General features: G+C 73.3%; 15 protein-coding genes and 1 pseudogene. 8 read left to right on the plus strand and 8 right to left on the minus strand.

Annotation, left to right across the window (positions count from 1 at the left end; genetic code table 11):
• Window positions 1–60: 60 nt before the first annotated feature.
• The 3 genes and pseudogenes from ACFVS6_RS20720 to ACFVS6_RS20730 all read left to right on the plus strand — a co-directional run.
• Window positions 61–405 (plus strand): annotated as a pseudogene (locus ACFVS6_RS20720) (PTS lactose transporter subunit IIC); the annotation flags it as partial.
• A 178-nt stretch (window positions 406–583) separates the two neighbouring features.
• Window positions 584–1,639, plus strand: a complete 1,056-nt coding sequence (locus tag ACFVS6_RS20725; RefSeq protein ID WP_389705662.1) for an SIS domain-containing protein — start codon at window positions 584–586, stop codon at window positions 1,637–1,639.
• A 30-nt stretch (window positions 1,640–1,669) separates the two neighbouring features.
• Window positions 1,670–2,350 (plus strand): (2Fe-2S)-binding protein, encoded by a 681-nt coding sequence (locus tag ACFVS6_RS20730; RefSeq protein ID WP_389705664.1) that lies wholly within the window; start codon window positions 1,670–1,672, stop codon window positions 2,348–2,350.
• A gap of 288 nt (window positions 2,351–2,638) precedes the next feature.
• Here ACFVS6_RS20730 and ACFVS6_RS20735 read toward each other — a convergent pair whose 3' ends face one another.
• Together ACFVS6_RS20735 and ACFVS6_RS20740 are read right to left on the minus strand one after the other, a co-directional pair.
• Window positions 2,639–4,441, minus strand: coding sequence for a S8 family serine peptidase (locus ACFVS6_RS20735; RefSeq protein WP_389705666.1), 1,803 nt, complete (start codon window positions 4,439–4,441; stop codon window positions 2,639–2,641).
• Window positions 4,442–4,696: 255 nt separating this feature from the next.
• Window positions 4,697–6,097, minus strand: coding sequence for a cation:dicarboxylate symporter family transporter (locus ACFVS6_RS20740; RefSeq protein ID WP_389705667.1), 1,401 nt, complete (start codon window positions 6,095–6,097; stop codon window positions 4,697–4,699).
• A 104-nt stretch (window positions 6,098–6,201) separates the two neighbouring features.
• Between ACFVS6_RS20740 and ACFVS6_RS20745 the strand changes: the two genes are divergently transcribed.
• Together ACFVS6_RS20745 and ACFVS6_RS20750 are read left to right on the plus strand one after the other, a co-directional pair.
• Window positions 6,202–8,004 (plus strand): ATP-binding protein, encoded by a 1,803-nt coding sequence (locus ACFVS6_RS20745; protein ID WP_389705668.1) that lies wholly within the window; start codon window positions 6,202–6,204, stop codon window positions 8,002–8,004.
• On the plus strand, window positions 8,001–8,705 hold the full coding sequence (locus tag ACFVS6_RS20750) for a response regulator (protein ID WP_389705669.1): 705 nt from the start codon (window positions 8,001–8,003) through the stop codon (window positions 8,703–8,705). The genes ACFVS6_RS20745 and ACFVS6_RS20750 overlap by 4 nt, the downstream gene beginning before the upstream one ends.
• Here ACFVS6_RS20750 and ACFVS6_RS20755 read toward each other — a convergent pair.
• Both ACFVS6_RS20755 and ACFVS6_RS20760 read right to left on the minus strand, forming a co-directional pair.
• Window positions 8,660–9,508 carry a tyrosinase family protein gene (locus ACFVS6_RS20755; RefSeq protein ID WP_389705671.1) on the minus strand — a complete coding sequence of 283 codons (849 nt, stop codon included), beginning with the start codon at window positions 9,506–9,508 and terminating at the stop codon, window positions 8,660–8,662. The two genes, ACFVS6_RS20750 and ACFVS6_RS20755, sit on opposite strands and share 46 nt — an antisense overlap.
• Window positions 9,505–9,897, minus strand: coding sequence for a tyrosinase family oxidase copper chaperone (locus ACFVS6_RS20760; protein WP_389705672.1), 393 nt, complete (start codon window positions 9,895–9,897; stop codon window positions 9,505–9,507). Before ACFVS6_RS20760 ends, ACFVS6_RS20755 begins: the two co-directional genes overlap by 4 nt.
• A gap of 276 nt (window positions 9,898–10,173) precedes the next feature.
• On the opposite strand from ACFVS6_RS20760, the gene ACFVS6_RS20765 reads away from it, so the two are divergent.
• Window positions 10,174–11,565, plus strand: coding sequence for a glutamate decarboxylase (locus tag ACFVS6_RS20765; RefSeq protein ID WP_389705674.1), 1,392 nt, complete (start codon window positions 10,174–10,176; stop codon window positions 11,563–11,565).
• A gap of 29 nt (window positions 11,566–11,594) precedes the next feature.
• On the opposite strand, the gene ACFVS6_RS20770 is transcribed toward ACFVS6_RS20765, so the two are convergent.
• The 3 genes from ACFVS6_RS20770 to ACFVS6_RS20780 form a co-directional block, all read right to left on the minus strand.
• On the minus strand, window positions 11,595–14,033 hold the full coding sequence (locus tag ACFVS6_RS20770; protein WP_389705676.1) for a Helicase associated domain protein: 2,439 nt from the start codon (window positions 14,031–14,033) through the stop codon (window positions 11,595–11,597).
• A 116-nt stretch (window positions 14,034–14,149) separates the two neighbouring features.
• A complete protein-coding gene (locus ACFVS6_RS20775) occupies window positions 14,150–15,841 on the minus strand; it encodes a sigma-70 family RNA polymerase sigma factor (protein WP_389705678.1) in 1,692 nt (563 codons plus the stop codon).
• A gap of 147 nt (window positions 15,842–15,988) precedes the next feature.
• Window positions 15,989–16,828 (minus strand): IclR family transcriptional regulator, encoded by an 840-nt coding sequence (locus ACFVS6_RS20780; protein WP_389705679.1) that lies wholly within the window; start codon window positions 16,826–16,828, stop codon window positions 15,989–15,991.
• 88 nt (window positions 16,829–16,916) lie between these two features.
• Between ACFVS6_RS20780 and ACFVS6_RS20785 the strand changes: the two genes are divergently transcribed.
• Both ACFVS6_RS20785 and ACFVS6_RS20790 read left to right on the plus strand, forming a co-directional pair.
• On the plus strand, window positions 16,917–17,552 hold the full coding sequence (locus ACFVS6_RS20785; RefSeq protein WP_389705681.1) for a bifunctional 4-hydroxy-2-oxoglutarate aldolase/2-dehydro-3-deoxy-phosphogluconate aldolase: 636 nt from the start codon (window positions 16,917–16,919) through the stop codon (window positions 17,550–17,552).
• Window positions 17,522–18,556 carry a sugar kinase gene (locus ACFVS6_RS20790; protein WP_389705683.1) on the plus strand — a complete coding sequence of 345 codons (1,035 nt, stop codon included), beginning with the start codon at window positions 17,522–17,524 and terminating at the stop codon, window positions 18,554–18,556. The genes ACFVS6_RS20785 and ACFVS6_RS20790 overlap by 31 nt, the downstream gene beginning before the upstream one ends.
• Before the next feature lie 265 nt (window positions 18,557–18,821).
• Here the strand turns inward: ACFVS6_RS20790 and ACFVS6_RS20795 are convergent, their stop codons facing one another.
• Complete coding sequence (locus ACFVS6_RS20795) at window positions 18,822–20,147, minus strand: glycoside hydrolase family 18 protein (RefSeq protein ID WP_389705685.1); 1,326 nt, start codon at window positions 20,145–20,147, stop codon at window positions 18,822–18,824.
• Window positions 20,148–20,282 lie beyond the last annotated feature (135 nt).

The following is a 20,282-nucleotide window of genomic DNA, read 5'->3' on the forward strand; positions in this document are numbered from 1 at the left end:
GCCGACATGACCACGCGCTCGCGACCTGGGCAAACGGCCATACGCGCGCCGCGAGGAGTGTTGCATCTAATGCAATTCATCCTCTTTGGAGTCACCGAACCCATCGAGTTCGCCTTCATGTTCGTGGCGCCCGTCCTCTACGCGATCCACGCCGCCCTCTTCGGCGTCTCCATGGCGCTCTGCTACGCCCTGGGCATCCGCGACGGCTTCGGCTTCTCCTCCGGGGCCATCGACTACGTCGTCAACTTCGGCATCGCGACCAAGCCGCTGCTGCTCATCCCCATCGGCCTCGCCTTCGCGGCCGTCTACTACGTGATCTTCCGCTTCGCCATCGTCAGGTTCGACCTGCCGACACCGGGACGCGAACGCGATCCGGACGTCGAGTCCGCCAAGGGCGCCGAGTCCGTCGAGTCCGTCGAGGGCTCCGAGTCAGCCAGGAGCACCGGGCCCGTCGAGGGCGCCGAGCCCGTCAGGAGCACCGGGTCCTCCAGCAGCCTCGGGTCGTCCAAGAACGACGCCACCACCTGAGCTCCGCCGCTTCCGCCCGCACCGCCACCCCCGCCCCGCCCCGCAAGGAGCCACCATGTCCGGATCCCGCATCACCTTCCTCCAGGGCCAGGCCGCCCAGGGCGCCGCCCTCGCCCGGATCGCCGCCCGCGTCCGCACGCAGCTCGCGTCCCCGGAGCTGGCCGCCCTGCGCAACGCCCGCCGCCCCCTGTTCACCGGCATCGGAGCCTCGTACGCCGCCCTCGCCGTCCCCGTGCAGCAGCTGCGCGAGGCGGGGGTGGTGACCCAGCGGGTCCTGTCCAGCGAGATCGAGACCGGCACCGGCGGCTTCGACACCGACTGCCTCATCGCCGTCTCCCAGGGCGGCCGCAGTTCCGAGACCCTGGCCGCGTTCCAGTGCGCCGCCCCGGGCATCGTGAGGACCGCCCTGCTCAACGTCGTGCCGTCCCCCCTCGGAGAACTCGCCGACCTCACCGTCGACCTGGGCAACGAGCCGGACTCCTACGCCTCGACCATCGGCTACACCGGTACTGTCGTCGCCCTCGACCTGATCGCCGGGGCCCTCGCCGGGCGGGAGGGCGACCCCTGGGCCGACATCGAGGAGCGGATCACCGCGGTCCGGCTGCAGGCCGTCGCCGCCGTCGCCGGACTGCGCGGGCGCGGCGCCCGCTGCGTCGCCTCCGACGGAGTGGCGGCAGGCGCCTCCCGGGCCTCGGCCGAGGAGGGCGCGCTGCTGCTGCGCGAGGTGGTCCGGATGACCGCGGCGGCCTCCGCGACCCGCAACTACCTGCACGGCGAGATGGAATCGGCGGGCAACACCCTGCACCTGGTGTACGGCGACGGCCGGGAGATCGAGCTCGCCCGCTCGCTGGCCGGCGCGGGCCACCTCACGCTCCTGCTCACCACGGCCGACGTCGACATCGCCGAGAACCTCTTCACCGTCCGCCTGCCGCGGACCGCCGACGCGGTCCGCGTCGTCCTGGAGACCGTGGTCCTCCAGGAGCTGGTGGCCCAGCTCAGCGCGGAGCGGGACGTACCGATCGAATCCTTCGTCTTCGCCAACGACGACACGAAGGAGGGCGGCCTCGACATGTCCGACTTCGAGGTGGCGGCCCACTCCCCGGCCGGCTGAGCCCCCGCCCGCCCTGAGATCATCCGGGGCATGAACATGGACGACGCACTGCGGGAACTGGCCGCCGTCGGGCCGTTCTTCGCCGTGCCGTACGGCAAGGAACCGCCCGGACCCGGCTTCCGACCGCTCACCGCGCTGTACGGGGAGCACCTCGACCCGTGGGTCGGCGAGGTGGGCCGCAGGATCGGCAGCGGCCCCGACCGGGTGGCCGCCTCCACAGCCCAGTTCGGGATCGCCTCGCGGCTGTGGTCGATCGGCCTGGGCTGCGCCGCGCTGACGGGTCGGCTTCCGGACCTGGCCGCCGACCGGGTCCGGTGGCGGCTGCCCGACGCGGGTTCGATGGAACTGTGGCTCCCCGAGCCGGGCGAACTGCCCGCCGACGCGCTGGGGGAGACCGTCCTCGGCAACCTGGACCTCCTGGAGACCCCGCTGCGCGAGCGGTTCGGGGTGTCGGCGAAGGTCCTTCGCGGCAACGCGGCGTCCGGACTCGTCGGAGCCCTGCGCGTGCTGCTCGACCGGGTCGAGGGCGGCCCCGCCGTCGACCTGGCCGGCGCCCTGCTCGCCGACGGCGGCCCGCTGGCCGGCAGCGGCACCTTCATCCACGAGGAGGGCCTCGGCGTGGCGTTCGTCCGGCGCAGCTGCTGCCTCTACTATCAGGTCCCGGGCGGCGGCTTCTGCGGCGACTGCGTCCTGCGCACCCGGCGGCGCTGAGCCCGGCGCGCACCTCGCCCCGGTCCGGGGCGGGGCCGGAGCCGGGGCGGGGCAGTCGGGCTGCGTCAGCCCCTGGCTCGGTTTCGACGCCGTTCCGTCCGGGGCGGCCGCGGCAGATGTACGACCCGCTGCGCGGCCGGGGCGCGCCCACGTGAAAATGACGTGGGCCACCGGGGCGCAGTGGCACTGCTCCCCGATGGCCCCGCAGCAACACCGCGACGTCGTCCTCGACTGGCCGGAGGACGTGTTGAGCCCTGGGCCCCCACGGTTCCCCGGCCCCCGGACCTGCTAGAAGGTCAGGTTCCAGGCGTCGATCCTGCCGGTGTCGCCACCGGCGTTGTCGTTGACGCGCAGCTTCCAGGTGCCGTTCGCGACCTCGGAGGAGGCGTTGACGGTGTAGGTCTGATTTATGTTGTCGGTGCTGCCACCGGCGCGGTTGTGGACGGTGTAGACCGAGCCGTCGGGCGCGATCAGGTCCACCTTCAGGTCACCGATGTAGGTGTGGGCGATGTTCACGCCGACCTTGAGGGCGGCCGGCGCGTTGCCGGTCACCCCGCTGACCGCGATGGAGCTCTCGACCGTGGTGTTGTCACCGATGGCGACGTCGGCCGTGTTCTCGAAGTACTTGCCGGGCGGCGGGGTGGACCCGACCGCCTTCAGGGCGTCGACCTGACCCTCGCCGAAGAAGCCGTTCTTGGCGGTGGTGCCCTTGCAGCGGCTGTCCGACGGGCAGGCGACGTCGTTGGCCTGGGTGGCCAGCTTGTCGCGCAGCTGCGCCGGTGTGATGCCCGGGTTGGTGCTCGCCAGCAGCGCCGCGACTCCGGCGACGTGCGGGGAGGCCATCGAGGTGCCGCTCATGCTGCCGTACTTGCCGCCCGGCAGGGTGCTGTAGATGCCGGTGGCGTCGCCGCCGGGAGCCGTCACGTCGACCACGTTCAGGCCGTAGTTGGAGTACGAGGCCTTGGCGGTGGTGCCCATCGCCGAGACCGTGACCACGCCCGGGAGCTCGGTCGGGATGTCCAGGCAGGCGTTGGTGATGGTGCGGGTGACCGGCGTCGAGTCGTTCGGGCTCTCGGTGTCGGTCGTCTTGTTGGCCAGGTCCAGGTTGCTGTTTCCGGCCGCGGCGACCTGGAGCGAGCCCTTGCTCTCCGCGTACTCCTGGGCGCGCCTGACGCCCTCGATGATGGCGGCCTGGTCGGCGTTGTCCGGGCAGTTGAACTGCCACGGGTCGGTGTAGTAGCTGTTGTTGGTGACCTTGAAGCCGTGGTCACCGGCCCACATGAAGCCGCAGACGGTGTTCTCGGCGAAGAAGAGCGAGGTGCCCGGCTCCGCGATGCGCACCGAGGAGATCTTCACGCCCGGGGCGACACCGATGACGCCCTTGCCGTTCTTGGCGGCGGCGACCGTACCGGCCACGTGGGTGCCGTGGGTGCCCACGTCCCGCCAGGAGCCGGTGCGGGTGTCGGCCTTGCCGTACGCGCAGGACGCGGAGTCCGCCGCGTTGAAGTTCGGCGCCAGATCCTGGTGCTGGTCGTCCACGCCGGTGTCCAGGATGCCGACCTTGACGGTCGCGGAGCCGGTGGTCACGGCCCAGGCCTGGTCGGCCTTGATCTGCGTCATGTCGACGCGGACCGGCTCGCCCGCCGGGGTGCTGGACTGCGCCGGATTGGCGGGCAGCGCCGGGTTGTAGGCGTCGGCCGGTACGTCCGACGTACGGGTGGCGCCGACCTGCTGGACGCCGCTCACGCCGCGCATGGTGCCCGCGAAGGAAGCGGAGGCGGAGTGGGCGACGATGACGCCGATGGCGTCGTAGTTCGCGAAGACCGTGCCGCCGTTGGCGGTCACGGCGTTGCGCACCGCCGTGCTGTCACCGGGAGCGGTGATCACCAGGTAGGCACGGGTGCCGGCGGCCCAGGTCGCACTCTGGGAAGCGGGCGCCGCGGACTTGGCCATGGCTGCGGGGGCGGACGGGGCGGGGGAGACGGGGTCGGTGCCCGCGAACGCGGCGGGGGCTCCGAAGACGAGGGCCGCACCGAGTGCGGTGGCCAGCGCCAGGGTACGTCGAGGTCGGCTGGATATGTGGGGTATCAATGCGTCCTCCGATGACCCGGTGGCGCTGATGGCGCCTACCGGGCCGTACGAAACGACTGGTGGACGCAAGATGTCAGACGCGCGGCCCCGTAGGGAAGTACCTTTTACCGCAGCAGAATTGGCAGGCCCATGGCTGAAAATCGGCGTCGGCCGGGCGGGGCACCGTGGGGGCGAGCCCTGCCCGGCCGACTTCGGTGGATTCGTACCGGACGTACCGGTCGTCGCGGCACGAATCCCGACCCGGAGGCGCGGCGGCTACGCCGGTACGCCGTCCTTGGTGGCGGCCCGGGAGCCGTCGGCGGATGTGTCCGGGTGGTCGGACGACGGCGCGGGCAGGGGGGTTTGCGGCGCGCCCGGCTCCGCGGCGTGGTCGTCCACGAGCGTGGACTCGTCGAAGGGGGCCCGGCCCGCGAGGACCTCGGTGGCGCGCTCGCGGTCGAACTCCTTCGTCCACGTCCCGATCAGGACGGTGGCGATGGCGTTGCCCGCGAAGTTCGTCAGCGCCCGCGCCTCGCTCATGAAGCGGTCGATCCCGACGATGAGCCCCACTCCGTCGACCAGTTCCGGCCGGTGCGACTGGAGCCCGCCCGCGAGCGTGGCCAGGCCCGCCCCGGTGACCCCGGCGGCTCCCTTGGAGGCCACGATCATGAAGAGCAGCAGGGAGATCTGCTCGCCCAGCGCGAGCGGCTTGCCCATGGCCTCGGCCACGAACAGCGACGACATCGTCAGGTAGATCGCGGTGCCGTCCAGGTTGAAGGAGTACCCGGTCGGCACGGTGATGCCGGTGACCGGTCGGGACACGCCGAGGTGTTCCATCTTGGCGATCAGTCGCGGCAGGGCCGACTCGGAGGAGGAGGTGGAGAGGATCAGGAGGAACTCCCGGCCCAGGTAGCGCAGGAGCGCGAAGACGCTGATGCCCGTACAGACCCTGAGCAGGGTGCCCAGGACGACGAAGACGAAGAGCACGCAGGTCAGGTAGAAGCCGATCATGATGACGGCCAAGGACTTCAGCGCGTCGATGCCCGTGGCTCCGACCACCGCGGCGATGGCGCCGAAGGCACCCACCGGAGCCACCCACATGATCATGGCGAGGATGCGGAAGACCAGCTTCTGTACGTGGCCGATGCCGCGCAGGAGCGGCTCGCCGGCCGTTCCCATGGCCTGGAGCGCGAACCCGCAGAGCAGGGCCACCAGCAGCGTCTGGAGCACCTCGCCCCCGGTGAAGGCCGAGACCAGGGTGGTCGGGATGATCCCGAGCAGGAACTCCGGGGTGCTTTCCGCCCCGCCCGCCTTGGCCTGGGCCTCGCCGGCGCTGCGCACCGCCTCGGTCAGGTGCAGACCGCTGCCCGGCTCCAGCAGGTTGCCCACGAGCAGCCCGATGGCCAGTGCGACCGTGGACATGACCATGAAGTAGCCGAGGGCGAGTCCGCCCACGGCCCCCACCTTGGCGGCCTTGCGCACCGATCCGATGCCCAACACGATCGTGCAGAAGATCACGGGCGAGATCATCATCTTGATGAGGTTCACGAAGCCGGTGCCCAGCGGCTTGAGCTCCACGGCCACGCCGGGTGCGGCGAAGCCGACGGCGATGCCGAGGAGCACCGCGGCGATCACCGCGATGTAGAGATAGTGCGTCTTGTCGCGTCTGGCGGCCACGTCGCCTCCTGGTGGTGAATGCGTTCCGGGAGACCATCGCCCAGCATGTGACCCCGGTCACCCTTGCGTTCATTGAGTTCACGGCCGGGTGCACACTGAGCGCCATGTTCCGCTTCCCCCGACCGCCCCGGAGCCTCGCCGGCCAGCTGTTCGCCATGCAGGTCCTGCTGGTCGCCGTCGTCGTCGCCGGATGTGCCGTCTTCGCCTACGCCGCCGCCCGGGGCCAGGCCGAGGACGCCGCCCGGCGGCAGGCCGGGGCCGTGGCCCGGGCCGTCGCCGACTCGCCGTCCGTGCAGGAGGCCGTCGGCGCCGCCGCGCACGGGGTCGACCCCTCCACCGCGCTCCAGCCCTACGCGGAGCGGGTGCGGACCGACTCGGGGGTCGACTTCGTGACGATCATGACCCCGGACGGGAGGCGCTGGACCCACCCCGACCCGCGCCGCATCGGCGAGCGCTTCCTCGGCAACACCGCCCCCGCGCTGCGCGGCGAGACCTTCAGCGAGACCTACACGGGCACCCTCGGCCCCTCGATCCGCGTGGTCACCCCGCTGACCGACCGGGACGGCCGGATCACCGGCCTGGTCAGCGCGGGCATCACGGTCCGCGCGGTCAGCGACCGGCTGGCGGCGCAGCTCTCCGCCCTGGCCTGGTGGGCGGCCGGGGCGCTCGCCCTCGGCGCGGTGGGTACGTACGTCGTGAACGCCCGGCTGCGCCGGCACACCCACGGCATGAACGCCGCCGAGCTGAGCCGGATGTACGACTACCACCAGGCGGCCCTGCACGGGGTCCGGGAGGGGCTGCTGATGCTCGACGGGCAGCGCAGGATCACCCTCATCAACGACGCCGGCCGCGAACTCCTCGACCTGCACGACGAGGTCACCGGCACGGGAGTGGCCGACCTCGGGCTGCCCGCCCCGCTGACGGGCGCCCTGCTCTCCGACCGCCCCCGGGTCGACGAGGTGCACCTCAGCGCCCAACGGGTACTCGTCGTCAACAGTTCGCCCGTCGCCGGCGGTGGCCGCCGGGGCACGGTGGTGACCCTGCGCGACCACACCGAACTGCAAGCGCTGACCGGTGAGTTGGACCAGGAGCGGGGGTTCACCCAGGCCCTGCGCGCCCAGGCGCACGAGGCGGCCAACCGGCTGCACACCGTCGTCTCCCTCATCGAACTGGGCCGCAGCGACGAGGCGGTGGACTTCGCCACCGCCGAACTGGAGCTGGCCCAGGCCCTGACCGACGAGGTGGTCACCGCCGTGGGCGAACCCGTGCTGGTGGCCCTGCTCCTGGGCAAGGCCGCACAGGCGCACGAGCGAGGCATCGAGCTGGTCGTCACCCCGGACAGCGGGGCCGTCGACGGGGCGCCGGGGATCCCGCCCGCCCGGGACCTCGTCACGGTGCTCGGCAACCTGATCGACAACGCCGTCGACGCCCTCACCGGGGTCCCGGGAGGGCGGATCGCGGTCACCGTGCGCCGGGAGGCGGGCGGGCTGTTCCTGCGGGTCGCGGACAACGGCCCGGGCCTGCCCGAAGGGGTGGACGTGTTCCGGCGCGGCTGGTCCGGCAAGGGGGAGGGGCGCGGGCTGGGTCTCGCGCTGGTCCGACAGGTGGCGCACCGCCACGGAGGCGCGGCGGACGCAGCGGTCGGCACCTCGGGATACGGCGCGGAGTTCACCGTACGGCTGCCGTCGGCCCCGGAACCGGAACTCCGGCCGGAACCCCGGCAGGCCCCGGAGCCGCGGCCGAATCCGAACCCCGGGCCGAATCCGGACCCGCAGCAGGTCACGGCGCCGGCGCCGGAGCCGCCGCGGGCCGGCCCGGACCCGGAGGCCGATCGGGAGCCGCCGGCCCCGGGTGCTGCGACCGTGCGGATCCCCGGTCAGCGGCGTGGTGGGGAGGGGTCGTCATGAGCGCCCCGAAGGTGCGGGTCCTCGTCGTCGAGGACGATCCGGTGGCGGCCGACGCGCACGCGCTCTACGTCGGCCGGGTTCCCGGTTTCACCGTCGTCGCCGTCGTCCACACGCTCGCCGATGCCACCCGGACCCTGGAGCGCACCCGGGTCGACCTGCTGCTCCTCGACCTCACCCTGCCGGACGGCAACGGGCTGCGTTTCGCGCGCGGACTGCGCGCCTCCGGCCACCCCGCCGACGTGATCGCGGTGACCTCGGCGCGCGACCTGGCAGTGGTCCGGGAGAGCGTCTCCCTGGGCATCGTGCAGTACGTACTGAAGCCCTTCGCCTTCCCGACCCTGCGCGAACGGCTGCTGCGCTACGCCGAGTTCCGCGCGTCGGCGGGCGAGGCGGCCGGTCAGGACGACGTGGACCGGGCGCTCGCCGCACTGCGCGCGCCCGGTCCGGCGGAACTGCCCAAGGGGCTCAGCGCCCCGACCCTGGACCGGGTCGCGGCGCTGCTCAGGGCGGCGACCGAGGGCCTCACCGCCGCGGGGGCGGCCGAGGCGGCCGGGACGTCCCGGATCACCGCCCGGCGCTACCTGGAGCACCTGGTGGACACCGGCCGTGCGGACCGGGCCCCCCGGTACGGCCAGGTCGGCCGCCCCGAACTGCACTACCGCTGGCGGCCCGCCGCGACGGGCTCGGTGTCGAACGTGTAGAACTTCCGGTGGTCCAGCATGTCGGCCGGGGTCACGTCGTTCCACGGCCGCATCGTGTCGCGCAGGTCCACCACGTTCGGCGTGCCGGCGGCCGGGAGGTACGTGGACTGCGGGTGGCGGGTCTGCCAGTCCGCCCACAGCTTGTCGATGAAGGCGTGGTGCATCCAGAAGACGGGGTCGTTGGGGGAGACGCCGGTGGCCATCTGGCCGCCGACCCAGACGTGGACCCGGTTGTGGAGGTTGGCGCCGCGCCAGCCCTCCAGGTTGTTGCGGAAGCCGTTCGAGGAGCTGTTCCAGGGGGCCATGTCGTAGACGGGCATGGCCAGCACGGCGTCCACCTCGGCCTTGGTGGGAAGCTCCGCCACTCCGGTGCCCAGGGCCCGGCGCAGGTAGTTGCGCCCGTCCACGCGGACGTTCACGTCCCACTTGCCGGTCGAGTAGGCGAACGGTCCGTCGATGACCTGTCCGTCGCGGGCCCGGCCGGTCCCGCCGAGGAAGTCGGCGGCCCAGAGGGAGGAGCGGGTGGTGCGGTCGACGCTCCAGTCCCAGTAAGGGATCGCCACGCTCGCGTCCACCGCCTGAAGTGCAGCCTCGAATTCGAGGAGAAAGCGGCGGTGCCAGGGCAGGAAGGACGGGGAGCGGTGGCCCACCCGGTCGCCCGAGTCGGTGTCGCTCATGATGAACCCGTTGTGGGTGGTCACGAAGCGGTCGTAGCGGCCGGTGCGCTTCAGTTCGAGCAGCGCGTTGGTGAAGGCGCGCTTCTCCTCGGGGGTCAGCGCGGCCTGGTTCTTGCGGACGGTCATGCCGCGCCTCCCATCGGTGCGAACGGCGCGAGGACGGCGCCCTGGAGCTCGCGCACGGCGGCGCGGGCCAGTGAGGTCGGATCGGCGAACGTCTCGTAGTGGTTGACCACGCTGATCCAGGTGCCGTCCGCGTTGCGCATGACGTGGAGCTCGCGGCCGTCTATGCGGACGGTCGGCATGTCGGGGGAGTGGTGACCGCCGTGGTGGCCGCCCTGGCCGGGGGTTATCCGGATGCGTCGGCCCTTGTACACCTCGTCGACGGTGCCGGCGGGGGTGGCGGCGGCCCGGGAGTCGGTGGCGGCGGCGTGCGCGGTGGCGCCCGCGAGGCCGAGGACGGTGAGTGCGCCGGCAGTGGTGCCCAAGGCCTGCCGGCGGGTGATCTTGTTCATGGCCGTAGAACTATCAGGGCAGCGCGGGCAGTTGACCGCTATCCGGACATCACCCGATAAGTTTCGTATAAAACGAATGAGCCGATCTTCCCGTCCCGAGCGGCTCCGGCGGCCTCGACGGGAAAATCTACGGAGCTCATGCTACTCGTCAGTAATTCTTGCGGCGAATCCAGGTTCCTATGGACGGGGTCACATCGCAGACTCGGCCGGAAGCAGCGACGCGAACCCTCGCGGAGGTAGCCGGGTTCATGGCGGTTCGCACCGTATAGTCCGAATATGGCTCTTCATGAGACGAAGGACGCGCAATCCCGGGACGCCGACGTGGACGTGTTCGCGTCCGTCCTGAGCGGCCAGATCCTTCCGAAGTTCCGCATGCCCGACGAACCCTCGCCCTCCGAGGTCGTCTACTCGCTCCTCCACGACGAACTGCTCCTCGACGGCAACGCCGCCCAGAACCTGGCCACCTTCTGCACCACCTGGTCGGACGACGGCGTGCACCGCCTGATGAACGAGTGCCTCGACAAGAACATGATCGACAAGGACGAGTACCCCCAGACGGCGGAGATCGAGGCCCGCTGCGTCAACATCCTGGCCGACCTCTGGAACGCCCCGGCCGGCACCGCGGGCACCGGCTGCTCCACCACCGGCTCCAGCGAGGCGGCCATGCTCGGCGGCCTCGCCCTCAAGTGGCGCTGGCGGGCCCGGCGCCGGGCGGAGGGCAAGCCCGCGGACCGCCCCAACCTGGTGTGCGGGCCCGTGCAGATCTGCTGGGAGAAGTTCGGCCGGTACTTCGACGTCGAGCTCCGACAGGTACCCCTGGAGCCCGGAGCCACCGGCCTGCTCCCGCACCAGCTCGCCGCGCACGTCGACGAGAACACCATCGGGGTCGTCGCCATCCTCGGCGTCACCTACACCTGCGACTACGAGCCCGTCGCCGAACTCTCCGCCGAACTCGACCGCATCCAGGCCGAGCACGGCTGGGACGTCCCCCTCCACGTGGACGGCGCCAGCGGCGGCTTCGTCGCACCCTTCCTCCACCCCGACGTGGTGTGGGACTTCCGGCTGCCGCGCGTGGCCTCCATCAACACCTCCGGCCACAAGTACGGCCTCGCACCGCTCGGCGTCGGCTGGATCGTGTGGCGCACCGCGGACCTGCTGCCCGCCGACCTCGTCTTCGACGTGGACTACCTCGGCGGCGACATGCCGACCTTCGCCCTCAACTTCTCCCGGCCCGGCGGCGAGGTCATCGCCCAGTACTACCTGTTCCTGCGCCTGGGCCGCGAGGGCTACCGGCGCGTCCAGCAGGCCTGCGCCGACACCGCCCGCTACCTGGCCGCGCAGATCGCCGACATCGGGGCCTTCACCCTGCTCTACGACGGGGAGGGCGCCCTACCCGCCGTCTCGTACACCCTCGCGGATCCGGAGGGCGCCGGATTCACCCTCTACGACCTCTCCGACCGGCTGCGGATGCGCGGCTGGCAGGTGCCCTCGTACCCGCTGCCCGCGGACCGCCAGGACACCGTCATCCAACGCGTCCTGATCCGCCACGGGGTGACCCGGGACCAGATCGCCCTGCTCGTCGCCGACCTGCGCCGGGCCGTGGAACACCTCGCGGCCCACCCGCAGCCGGTCCCCGCGACCGAACCCCGGTCCGGCTTCCACCACTGAGGCGCGTCACCGCCGGCGCACGGCCCGGATCAGCGGGACGCCGACCAGCGCATGCCGAGGGCGGTCAGGGCGGCAGCCCGGTCCGGGGCGAGGCTCCCGGCCCGGGCGCGCTGGTTCGCGATCCACGCGCCGAGCCGCACCTCGTGGCCGCCGACCGGCTCCACGTGCGCCCGGGGCACCCGCAGGTGCCGCTCCCGGGCGTGGAACCGTCGGGCGGCCTCCAGGTGCTCGGCCCAGGCCGCCGCGTGGCTGCGGCGCGGTGGTGGACGTTCCGCGGCGGCCGCGGGGGCCAGGCCCAGCGTGTGCTCCAGCAGCCACCGCTGGGCCCACGCCAGCCCGGCCCAACCCAGCCGCTGGGCCCGGACCCACTGGCCCAGGTCCTCGCCCTGGACGACCACGCGGCCCGGCTCCAGGGGCATCGGTCCGCCCGCCTCCAGATGGGCCCGGGTCAGCAGGAAGGCCCGCTGCCAGCCGATGTCCCAGGCCGGACACCAGGAGGGATCGATCTCCTCCAGGGCCTCGCGCCGCTCCTGCGAGAGCGCCCCCGGCCCCTTCCGACGGGCGGCCGCCCGGTTGTTCTTGACCCACACCCCGACGGGCACCCCGCGCCAGGTCGCCTCCACGGGCGGCAACAGGTGCCCGTGGTCGGCGGCCCAGGCCCGGGCCGCCGCGAGGCCCTCCTCGAAGGCCACGTCGAAGTGGTTCCAGACCATGCCGAGTTCGTCCAGCTCCAGCGTCCGTTCCCGGCCCAGCGCGCCCCTGCGGTACGTGCGCCGGGCGTCGGCGATCCACTGGCCGAGCGGGAACCCCGCCAGGGCCGCCGGCAGCCCCTCCGCCTCGGGGACCTTGTAGGCGAACGGCACCTTCAGGTCCCCGACCGTGGCGGCGTAGACCCGGGCCGCCTCCGCGCCCCGCCGCCACCGCGTGTGCTCCGGGTTCAGCACGCGCAGCCGGATGAACGCCGCCAGTAGCGCAGGGTCGTGGGGCGTGGAGAAGCTCAGCAGGGCCTCGGCCCCCGGCCCGGGGCCGGTCCCCACCCCTGCCGTACCCGGGTGCGTCGGCGTCCGGCTCGGTGCCTGCGGCTGGGCGAGCGCCTCCACCAGCCGCGAGTCGTGCGCCCGCAGCGCTTCCAGCAGCCGCGCGAGGTCACCGTACGCGCGGGAGGTCAGCATCGAGTCCGGGCTCTCCCCGGGGCCCAGCAACACCGGCACGACCAGCGAGGCGACCTTCCCCTCACCCGGGCGGATCCGCAGCGCCCGGCCGACCGCCTGCACCAGGTCGGGCATGGAACCGCGTACGTCGGCCCAGAACACGGAGTCGCACTCCTTGGTGTCCACTCCCTCGCCCAGCACCCGGACGCTCCCGAGGAACGCCTTGTCGGCGATCCGGTCATCGGCGAACGCCTCCAGCACCCGCCGCCGGTGCCCCGCCGGGTGCTGCCCGCCCAGCCAGTCCGCCCACACGGTGCGCGGGTACGCGGGCAGCGGGGCCCGGCTCGTGGCCCGCAGCCGCGCCGCGACCGCGGGAAGCCCCGCCGCGAAGGCCTCGGCCTCCTTCGTCAGATGGTGGAAGACCAGCGTCCGACGGAACCCCTGAACCGCCGCAGCCTTGACCAGGGCCGCCTGCAACGCCGCCAGCCGCATCCCGCGCACCTCGTCGGAGCGTCCTTCGGTACCCAGCAGCAGCGCCGACCGGAACCCCGGTCCCGAGACGTCGACGCACACGACGCGGTAGGGGGCGCAGATCCCCCGGTCGATGGCCTCCGACAGCGAGAGGGTGTGGCAGCGCGCGCCGAACGGCCCCAGCGGATCGTCCTCCATCGACGCGACGAGCGTGCCCCCGCCGCGCGTGCCCTCGCCGCCGACCGGTTCCTCGCCGTCCTCGCCGTCCTCCCCGTCACGCCACACCCTGGGCGTCGCCGTCATGTACAGCCGCCGCACGGACGCGATCCGGGTGTTGTCGTGCACCACCGCCCACGGCTTGCCGATCCGCCCGGACGTCCGGTGGGCCTCGTCGACGACGATCAGGTCCCAGGACGGCAGGGCAGCCCCGTGCGCCCGCTCGATGGTGCCCAGGCCCAGCGAGGCGTACGTGGCGAACACGGTCACCCGCTGCGCGGTCCCGCCTGCCCACCGGGCCAGCTCGGCGGGGTCGGTGGTCGTGGGCAGGCCCACGTCCTCGCCGCGCAACGAACACACGGCGAAGGCCCGGCCCGAGCGGCCCCCCTCGCGCCAGCCGGCCACCGTCTGCACCAGCAGGTCCAGGGAGGGCACCAGGACGAGCACCCGGGACGCCCGCAACTCCTCGGCGGAGCGCACCGCGACGAGGGACTTGCCGGACCCGGTGGCCATGATCACCTGGGTCCGCAGGCCCCGCTCCGGCACCCGACCGTCCGCGGGCAACTGGAGCGCGCGGACCACGGCGTCCACGGCCTCGCGCTGGTGCGGCCGCAGTTCCTTCCTCGCCACCGCCCTCACCCCACCCGCTCTCATCAGCCCCTTCGGCTCCAGGTCCTATCTTGCCCGGATTCTGAGTCACGAAGGGGATTGAGCGGGAGTGGCCCCGGTGGACCGCCCGACACGTACTAGCGGGCGCCGAAGTTCTGGGTCCACCAGGGGCCGCCGGCGCCCGGCTGCATGCCCACGCCGAGGTCCTTGAAGGAGCAGTTGAGGATGTTCGCGCGGTGCCCCGGGCTCTTCATCCACGAGTCCATCACCGCCTGGGCGGTCTGCTGACCCTTGGCTATGTTCTCGCCGTACGTCGACCAGCGGTACCCGGACGCGGTCGTCCTGGCCCCCGGGTCCGCCCCGTCGGGGTTGGTGTGCGAGAAGAAGTTCCGCTGCGCCATGTCCGCCGAGTGGGCCTGCGCGGCGGAGCGCAGTTGCGCGTCGTCCTTGAGCGGGCCGCAGCCGGCGGCCGCCCGCTCGGTGTTGGCCAGCGCGATGACCTGGCCGACGACACCCTGCGGGGCGGGCGCCGGAGCCGGGGCGGCCGCCTTCGTGGTCGGCGGCGTGCTCCGGGTCGGCGACGGGGCGGCCGAGGAGGACTTGACGACGGAGGGCGACGGCGACGCGGACTGCGAGGCCGAGGCGGACGGGGAGGGGGACGCCGACACGGAAGCCGAGGCGGAGGGGGACGCCGGTGCGGACGAGGACGGGGCGCCGGTGTCGGGCGCCGACAGGGCCGCCAGCGGGGACGCGGGCGTGGCGCCGGTCGCCTCGGTGTCACCCGAACCCGGGAGCGAGCCCAGGTAGACCAGGCCGCCGCCCGCGACGCAGGCGGCGATCACCGCGCCGCCGATGGCCCGGCGCCGGTTCTGGCGCCGCTTGCGCAGCGCCCCGCGGCTGCCGGCCGGGTCACCGCCGGTGCCGGTGCCGGTGTCGCCCGTCCTGCGGCGCGCGGCGCGGCCCGGTCCGGACACCACCGGGGTCAGCTGCGTCGCGGCGTCGGCGAACGAGGCCGCCGCGACCGGGGTGTAGCCGGCAGAGACGGCCGACCGCACGCCCGCCAGCAGCGCCGCGGTGACGGGCACCAGGGCCAGTCCGGCCAGCAGGCCCTCCGCGGGCACCAGCCCGTTCCACAGCCCCGAGCAGCGCAGGCACTCGCGGGCGTGCCGGGCTATTCGCTTGCGCCACAGCGCCGAGGGCCGCCCGTCCCAGCCGGCCGTCATCGAGCGCAGCCCGTCGCACGGGGGCTGCGCCTCCAACGCCCGCTCCACGACCCGGGCGGCCTCCAACTGCGCCTTCATCCGCTGGACGCGGACGGCGGTGTGCTGCGGCGTCAGCTCCAGCGCCGCGGCCACGTCGGCCCGCGTCACCTCACCGGCGCACTCCAGCCACCACAGGGACAGCAGCGCCCGGTCGTCGGGCTCCAGCCAGCGTGTCGCCCGGGCGGTCTCGCGGCGCTGACCCGACAGGTGGAGCCGTACGACGGTCAGGTCCGCGAAGTCGGCGCCCGGGTCGGCGACGTCACCGGCCTCCTCCAGCCCGCTCTCGCCGAGGCCGTTGTCGCGGGCCTGCCAGTGCGCCCGGATCCGGTTCATCGTGATCGCGACGAGCCAGGAGCGGAAGCTCTCGTCCGACCGCAGGGCGCCCAGCCCGTCGAGCGCGCGCAGCATGGTGTCCTGCACCACGTCGTCCACGTCGCAGGACCCGTTCAGGGCCCGACCGACGATGTTGTAGACGAGCGGCAGGTGGGCGCTGACGAGCTCGTCCTGCGCGCGGGGATCGCCCGCGCGGGCCGCTGCCACCAGTGCTGCCGTGTGCTGTGTGCTCATGTGAAAGTCCCTGTCCGTACCGGCGGTCGATGATGCCCAATAACTGGGAGACCGTCGAGAGGGGCCCCGATAACACTTATCCGGAAGACGTTTTCGGCGCCACTTCCGAAACCCCCGCCGGGGCGGCCCCGGCGGGGCTCGGGGCGTTCACAGCAGGGGTGTCAGAGCCTCGGCGGCGGTGCGCAGGGCCGGGGCGTACGCCTCGATCTCCTCGCGGGAGACCAGGAACGTGACGGTGGTCACCGAGACGCCGCCGACCGGGCGACCGTCGGCGCCGAGGACGGCCGCGCCGATGCAGCGGATCGTCGGCTCGTTCTCCTCGTCGTCCACGGCGAAGCCCCGTTCCCGGACCGCCTCCAGTTCGGTGGCGAGGGCCCGCGCGGTGGTCAGCGTCCGCGGCGTGCGCGCGGGCAGCCCGGTGGCGTCGAGCAGTTCCCGCAGCTCGTGCGGGGGGAGGTGGGCGAGGACGGCCTTGCCGATCGCCGTGGTGTGCAGCGGCACCCGCATGCCGATCCGGGAGGCGGTGCGGAAGGGTTGGCCGCTCTCCAACTTGTGGATGTAGGTGATGGTCTCGCCGCTGTGCAGGGCCAGGTGCACCGTCTGGCCGGTCGCCAGCCGGAGCTCGTCCAGGATCTGCTGGACGCTCGCCGGCTCCCCGCCGCCGACCATGGCGGACAGCCCGCGCAGCCGCGGGCCCACCCCGTAGCGGCCGTCGCCGTCGGAGCGTACGAAGCCCTGCTCGACCAGTGCCGCGAGGATGCGGAAGGTGCTCGACTTGGGGACCGCCGCCGCCGTCATGACGTCCGTCAGCCGGTGCGGTCCGCCGGGCGCCGCGACCGCCTCCAGGATCCGCAGCGACTTCTCCAGCGCGGATCCGGCCGCCGACGTCCGGCCTCCGGACCGGGGGGACGGGCCGGTGGGTTCGCCCTGACCGGCGGGGCCGTCCTCGTGTGCCGGGACGGCCGACGGTGCTCGCTCCGTTGACACGCGGGCTCCCTGGATGTGTAAGGTCTGGACCACTGAGTTCCATTACACGATATGCAGTTCCGCTATGTGGAACAAATCGGGGGGTCCGATGTCCTGCCATCCGTACGCGGTGATGGCCGCCCAGCGCCTGCTGCCGGTACTGCGCGACCCCGGCCCGGACGAAGCCGTCCGCCGCACCACGGCCCTGCTCGCGGCGGGATGCCGAGCCGTCGAGTTGACCACCTCCACCCCCGACTGGGCCTCGGCCGTCGCCCGCACCGCCCCGCTCGGCGACGCGCACGGCCGCCCGGCCCTCATCGGCGTCGGCACCGTCACCACCGCGGCCCAGGCGGAGGAGGCCCTCGCCGCCGGCGCCGGCTTCCTGATCTCCCCCTACCCGGCCCCCGAGGTGCGCGAGTTCGCCGCGCGACACGACGCCGTGTTCGTCGAGGGCGGCTTCACGCCAGGTGAGATCGCCTCCGCCGCCCGCCACGCGGGAGCGGCGAAGGTCTTCCCGGCGCACGTGGGCGGCCCCGGGTTCATCCGCTCCCTCAAGGCCGTCCTCCCGGACGCGCTGCTCGTCCCGACCGGCGGCATCCGACCGGGCGAGGTCCGGGAGTGGCTCGCCGCCGGAGCGAGCGCCGTCGGCATCGGCGGCGGCCTGCCCGACGATCCGGCCGAGCTGGCCGCCGTCTTCGCCGAGCTGGCCGGACCGTGCTGCGCCGACTGCGCCCCGGGGCGCTGACCGTGCCCCCCTCCCCGCACTACGACGTCCTCGTCCTCGGCGAGGTCCTGGTCGAGATCCACACCGACACCGCCCCGCGCGAAGCCGTCGACGGCACCCCGGCCCGCATCTCCTACTCCGGCGACGCGCTCAACGCCGCGGCCGCCGCCGCGGCCGCCGGAGCGCGCACCGCCCTGCTGGCCGTCGTCGGGGACGACGACCTCAGCGTCCCGCTGCTGCGCCGCGCCGCCGAGCTCGGGGTGGACGTCTCCCACGTCCGCCGGGCCCCGCGACCCAACGGCGCCTACCTGCTCTGCGCCGACACCGAGGGCGAGCGCGAGTTCGTCTACTGGCGCACCGCGGGCGCCGGCTCCACCCTGGCCCCGGCCCACGTCGACGGCTGGCGAGCCCTGCTGACCGGCACCCGCTCCCTCATCACCAGCGGGATCACCGGAGCGCTCTCCCCGACCGCCCGCGAAGCCGTGCTGGACGCCGCGCGGACCGTCCACGAGGCCGGCGGCCACCTCACGTACGACCCCAACTACCGGGCCCGGCTGACCGGACGGGACGAGGCCCGGGACCTACTGGCCCGGATCGCCCCGCTGACGGGGCTGCTCAAGACCTCCTGCCCGGCGGACGCCCTCGCCCTGGTGGACACCGACGACCCGGCCACCGCGGCGGCCCGCTGCCGCGCCCTGGGCGCCCGCGCCGTCGCCGTCACGGCCGGCGCGGACCGACTGCTCCTGGACGACGGCACCGGGCCGGTCCACCACCCCGTCCCCGTCAACCCGGACCCCGTCGACGCGACCGGCGCCGGGGACTGCTTCACCGGAACCACCACCGCCCGCCTCGCGCTGGGCGACACCCTCGCCGACGCGGTGGCCTACGGCACGGCAGCCGCCTCCCTGTCGGTGTCCGGCCGGGGCGGCACGGGCCGCGTCCCCGCCTTCGTGGAAACGACGGCCCTGGCGGCGGCGCACCGGCGGGCCGCGGGGGAAGGTGCCGACCGGGGCAGGTCCCGCTGAACCCTGCCCGACGCCGGGCTCCGGACGCGGGTGTGGGCACGCGCACGCGTACCGGAGCCGTTCCGCGATCCGACCCGCGGCCGGGACGGGGGCAAGAAGATGACGCCGCGGGCCGGTTGGCGGCCCGCGGCGTCACGTGGTGGGCGCCGCCGGGCCGGTGCGATGTTCGCGGCCCGGCGGCGCCGGTAGGAGGGACCGGTAGGAGCGGCCGGTGGAGGGCCCCATCGGCCCGAGGGTCCGGGAGACCCTCGGGCCGGACCGGCCGTCAGCGGCCGCGCAGGCCCCGGTCGACGGCCTTCGTCAGCTCGCCGTCGGCGGTGTCGCCGTCCAGGGACCAGAACATCGCGCCGCCCAGGCCCTTCTCGCGGACGTACTCGCCCTTCGCGCGCAGGACCTGCGGGTCGTCGTACGTCCACAGGGTGGTGCCGTCGAACAGCCACGCGTGCCCGCCGCGCCGGTCACGGTGCACCTTGTAGGTCCCCGAGTCGGCCAGCTTCTTCAGGGCCTTGTAGTCCTCGTACCCGGCCGCCCACGTCGCCGGCGCCGGTCCCGTCGCGGGCTGCCCGATGCCGTCCCCGCCACCGCGGACCCCGGTCCAGCCCTGCCCGTAGAACGGCATGCCGACCACCAGTTTGTGCGCGGGCGCGCCCCGATCCCGCCAGGCCCGGACCGTGCCGTCCACGCTGAAGTCCTTCCGGGCGTACAGCGCCGACTGCTGGGCGGTGGTCTTCTCGCCCGACACGTGGAAGTCGTAGCCCTGGAGGTTGACGAAGTCCAGGTCGCGCATGATCCGGCGGACGTCGAAGCCCGCGTCGATCTTCGCGGGTGCGGTCGGGACGAAGGCCGTCAGCTCGTACTTCCGCTTCTGCGCGCGCCCGTGGGCGTCGAGCTGCGTACGGAACTCCTTGACCAGTTCCGTGAAGTTGCGCTTGTCCTCGGGCCGGAACTTCGTACCGGCATTGGCCTCGGACCCGGGCCACTCCCAGTCCAGGTCGATGCCGTCGAAGACCCCTGCCGCGGCTCCGGCCCCGCCGCGCACGCCGTCCTGCGGCAGGTTCCCCTTGATGTACAGGTCGATGCAGGACTGCACGAAGGCCTTGCGGGAGGCCGGGGTGAGGGAGGCGTCCGAGAAGTGGGTGGACCAGCTCCAACCGCCGAGCGAGATCAGCACCTTGAGGTTCGGATGCTTGGCCTTGAGCTCCTTGAGCTGGTTGAAGTTGCCCGCAAGGGGCTGCTCGGCCGTGTCGGCCACCCCGTCGACGGAGTTCGCGGCGTCCAGGGGGCGCGCGTAGTCCGCCCAGGCGTCCGCCTGGCCGGCCACGTTGCCGGTGAAGCACTTGCCCTCGGCGCTGACGTTGCCGAAGGCGTAGTTGATGTGCGTGAGCTTCCCGGCCGTGCCGTTCGCGTCGAGGTCCTGGACCTGGAAGTCACGCCCGTAGACGCCCCATTGGGTGAAGTACCCGACCTTCTTGTACGTGCGGCCGTGACCGGCGGCGTCGCCCTGCGCGCCGGTGGCGGCGGGCGCGAAGGCGGTCAGCAGGGAGAGGGAGCAGGCGGCGACGGCGAGTCTGCCGATCGTGCTGCGGCGCATGGGCTTCCTTTGCGGATCCGGGGAGTGGTGCTCCTGGGCCGTGCGTAACGCGTGCGCTGTGCAATCCGGAAACTATTGGTCTGGACCATCTGGGTCAAGGGGGTGTCCACCTCGGATTACGTCCGTCGAGGGGTC

This window comes from Streptomyces sp. NPDC057939 (assembly GCF_042887545.1).
Lineage (GTDB): Bacteria > Actinomycetota > Actinomycetes > Streptomycetales > Streptomycetaceae > Streptomyces.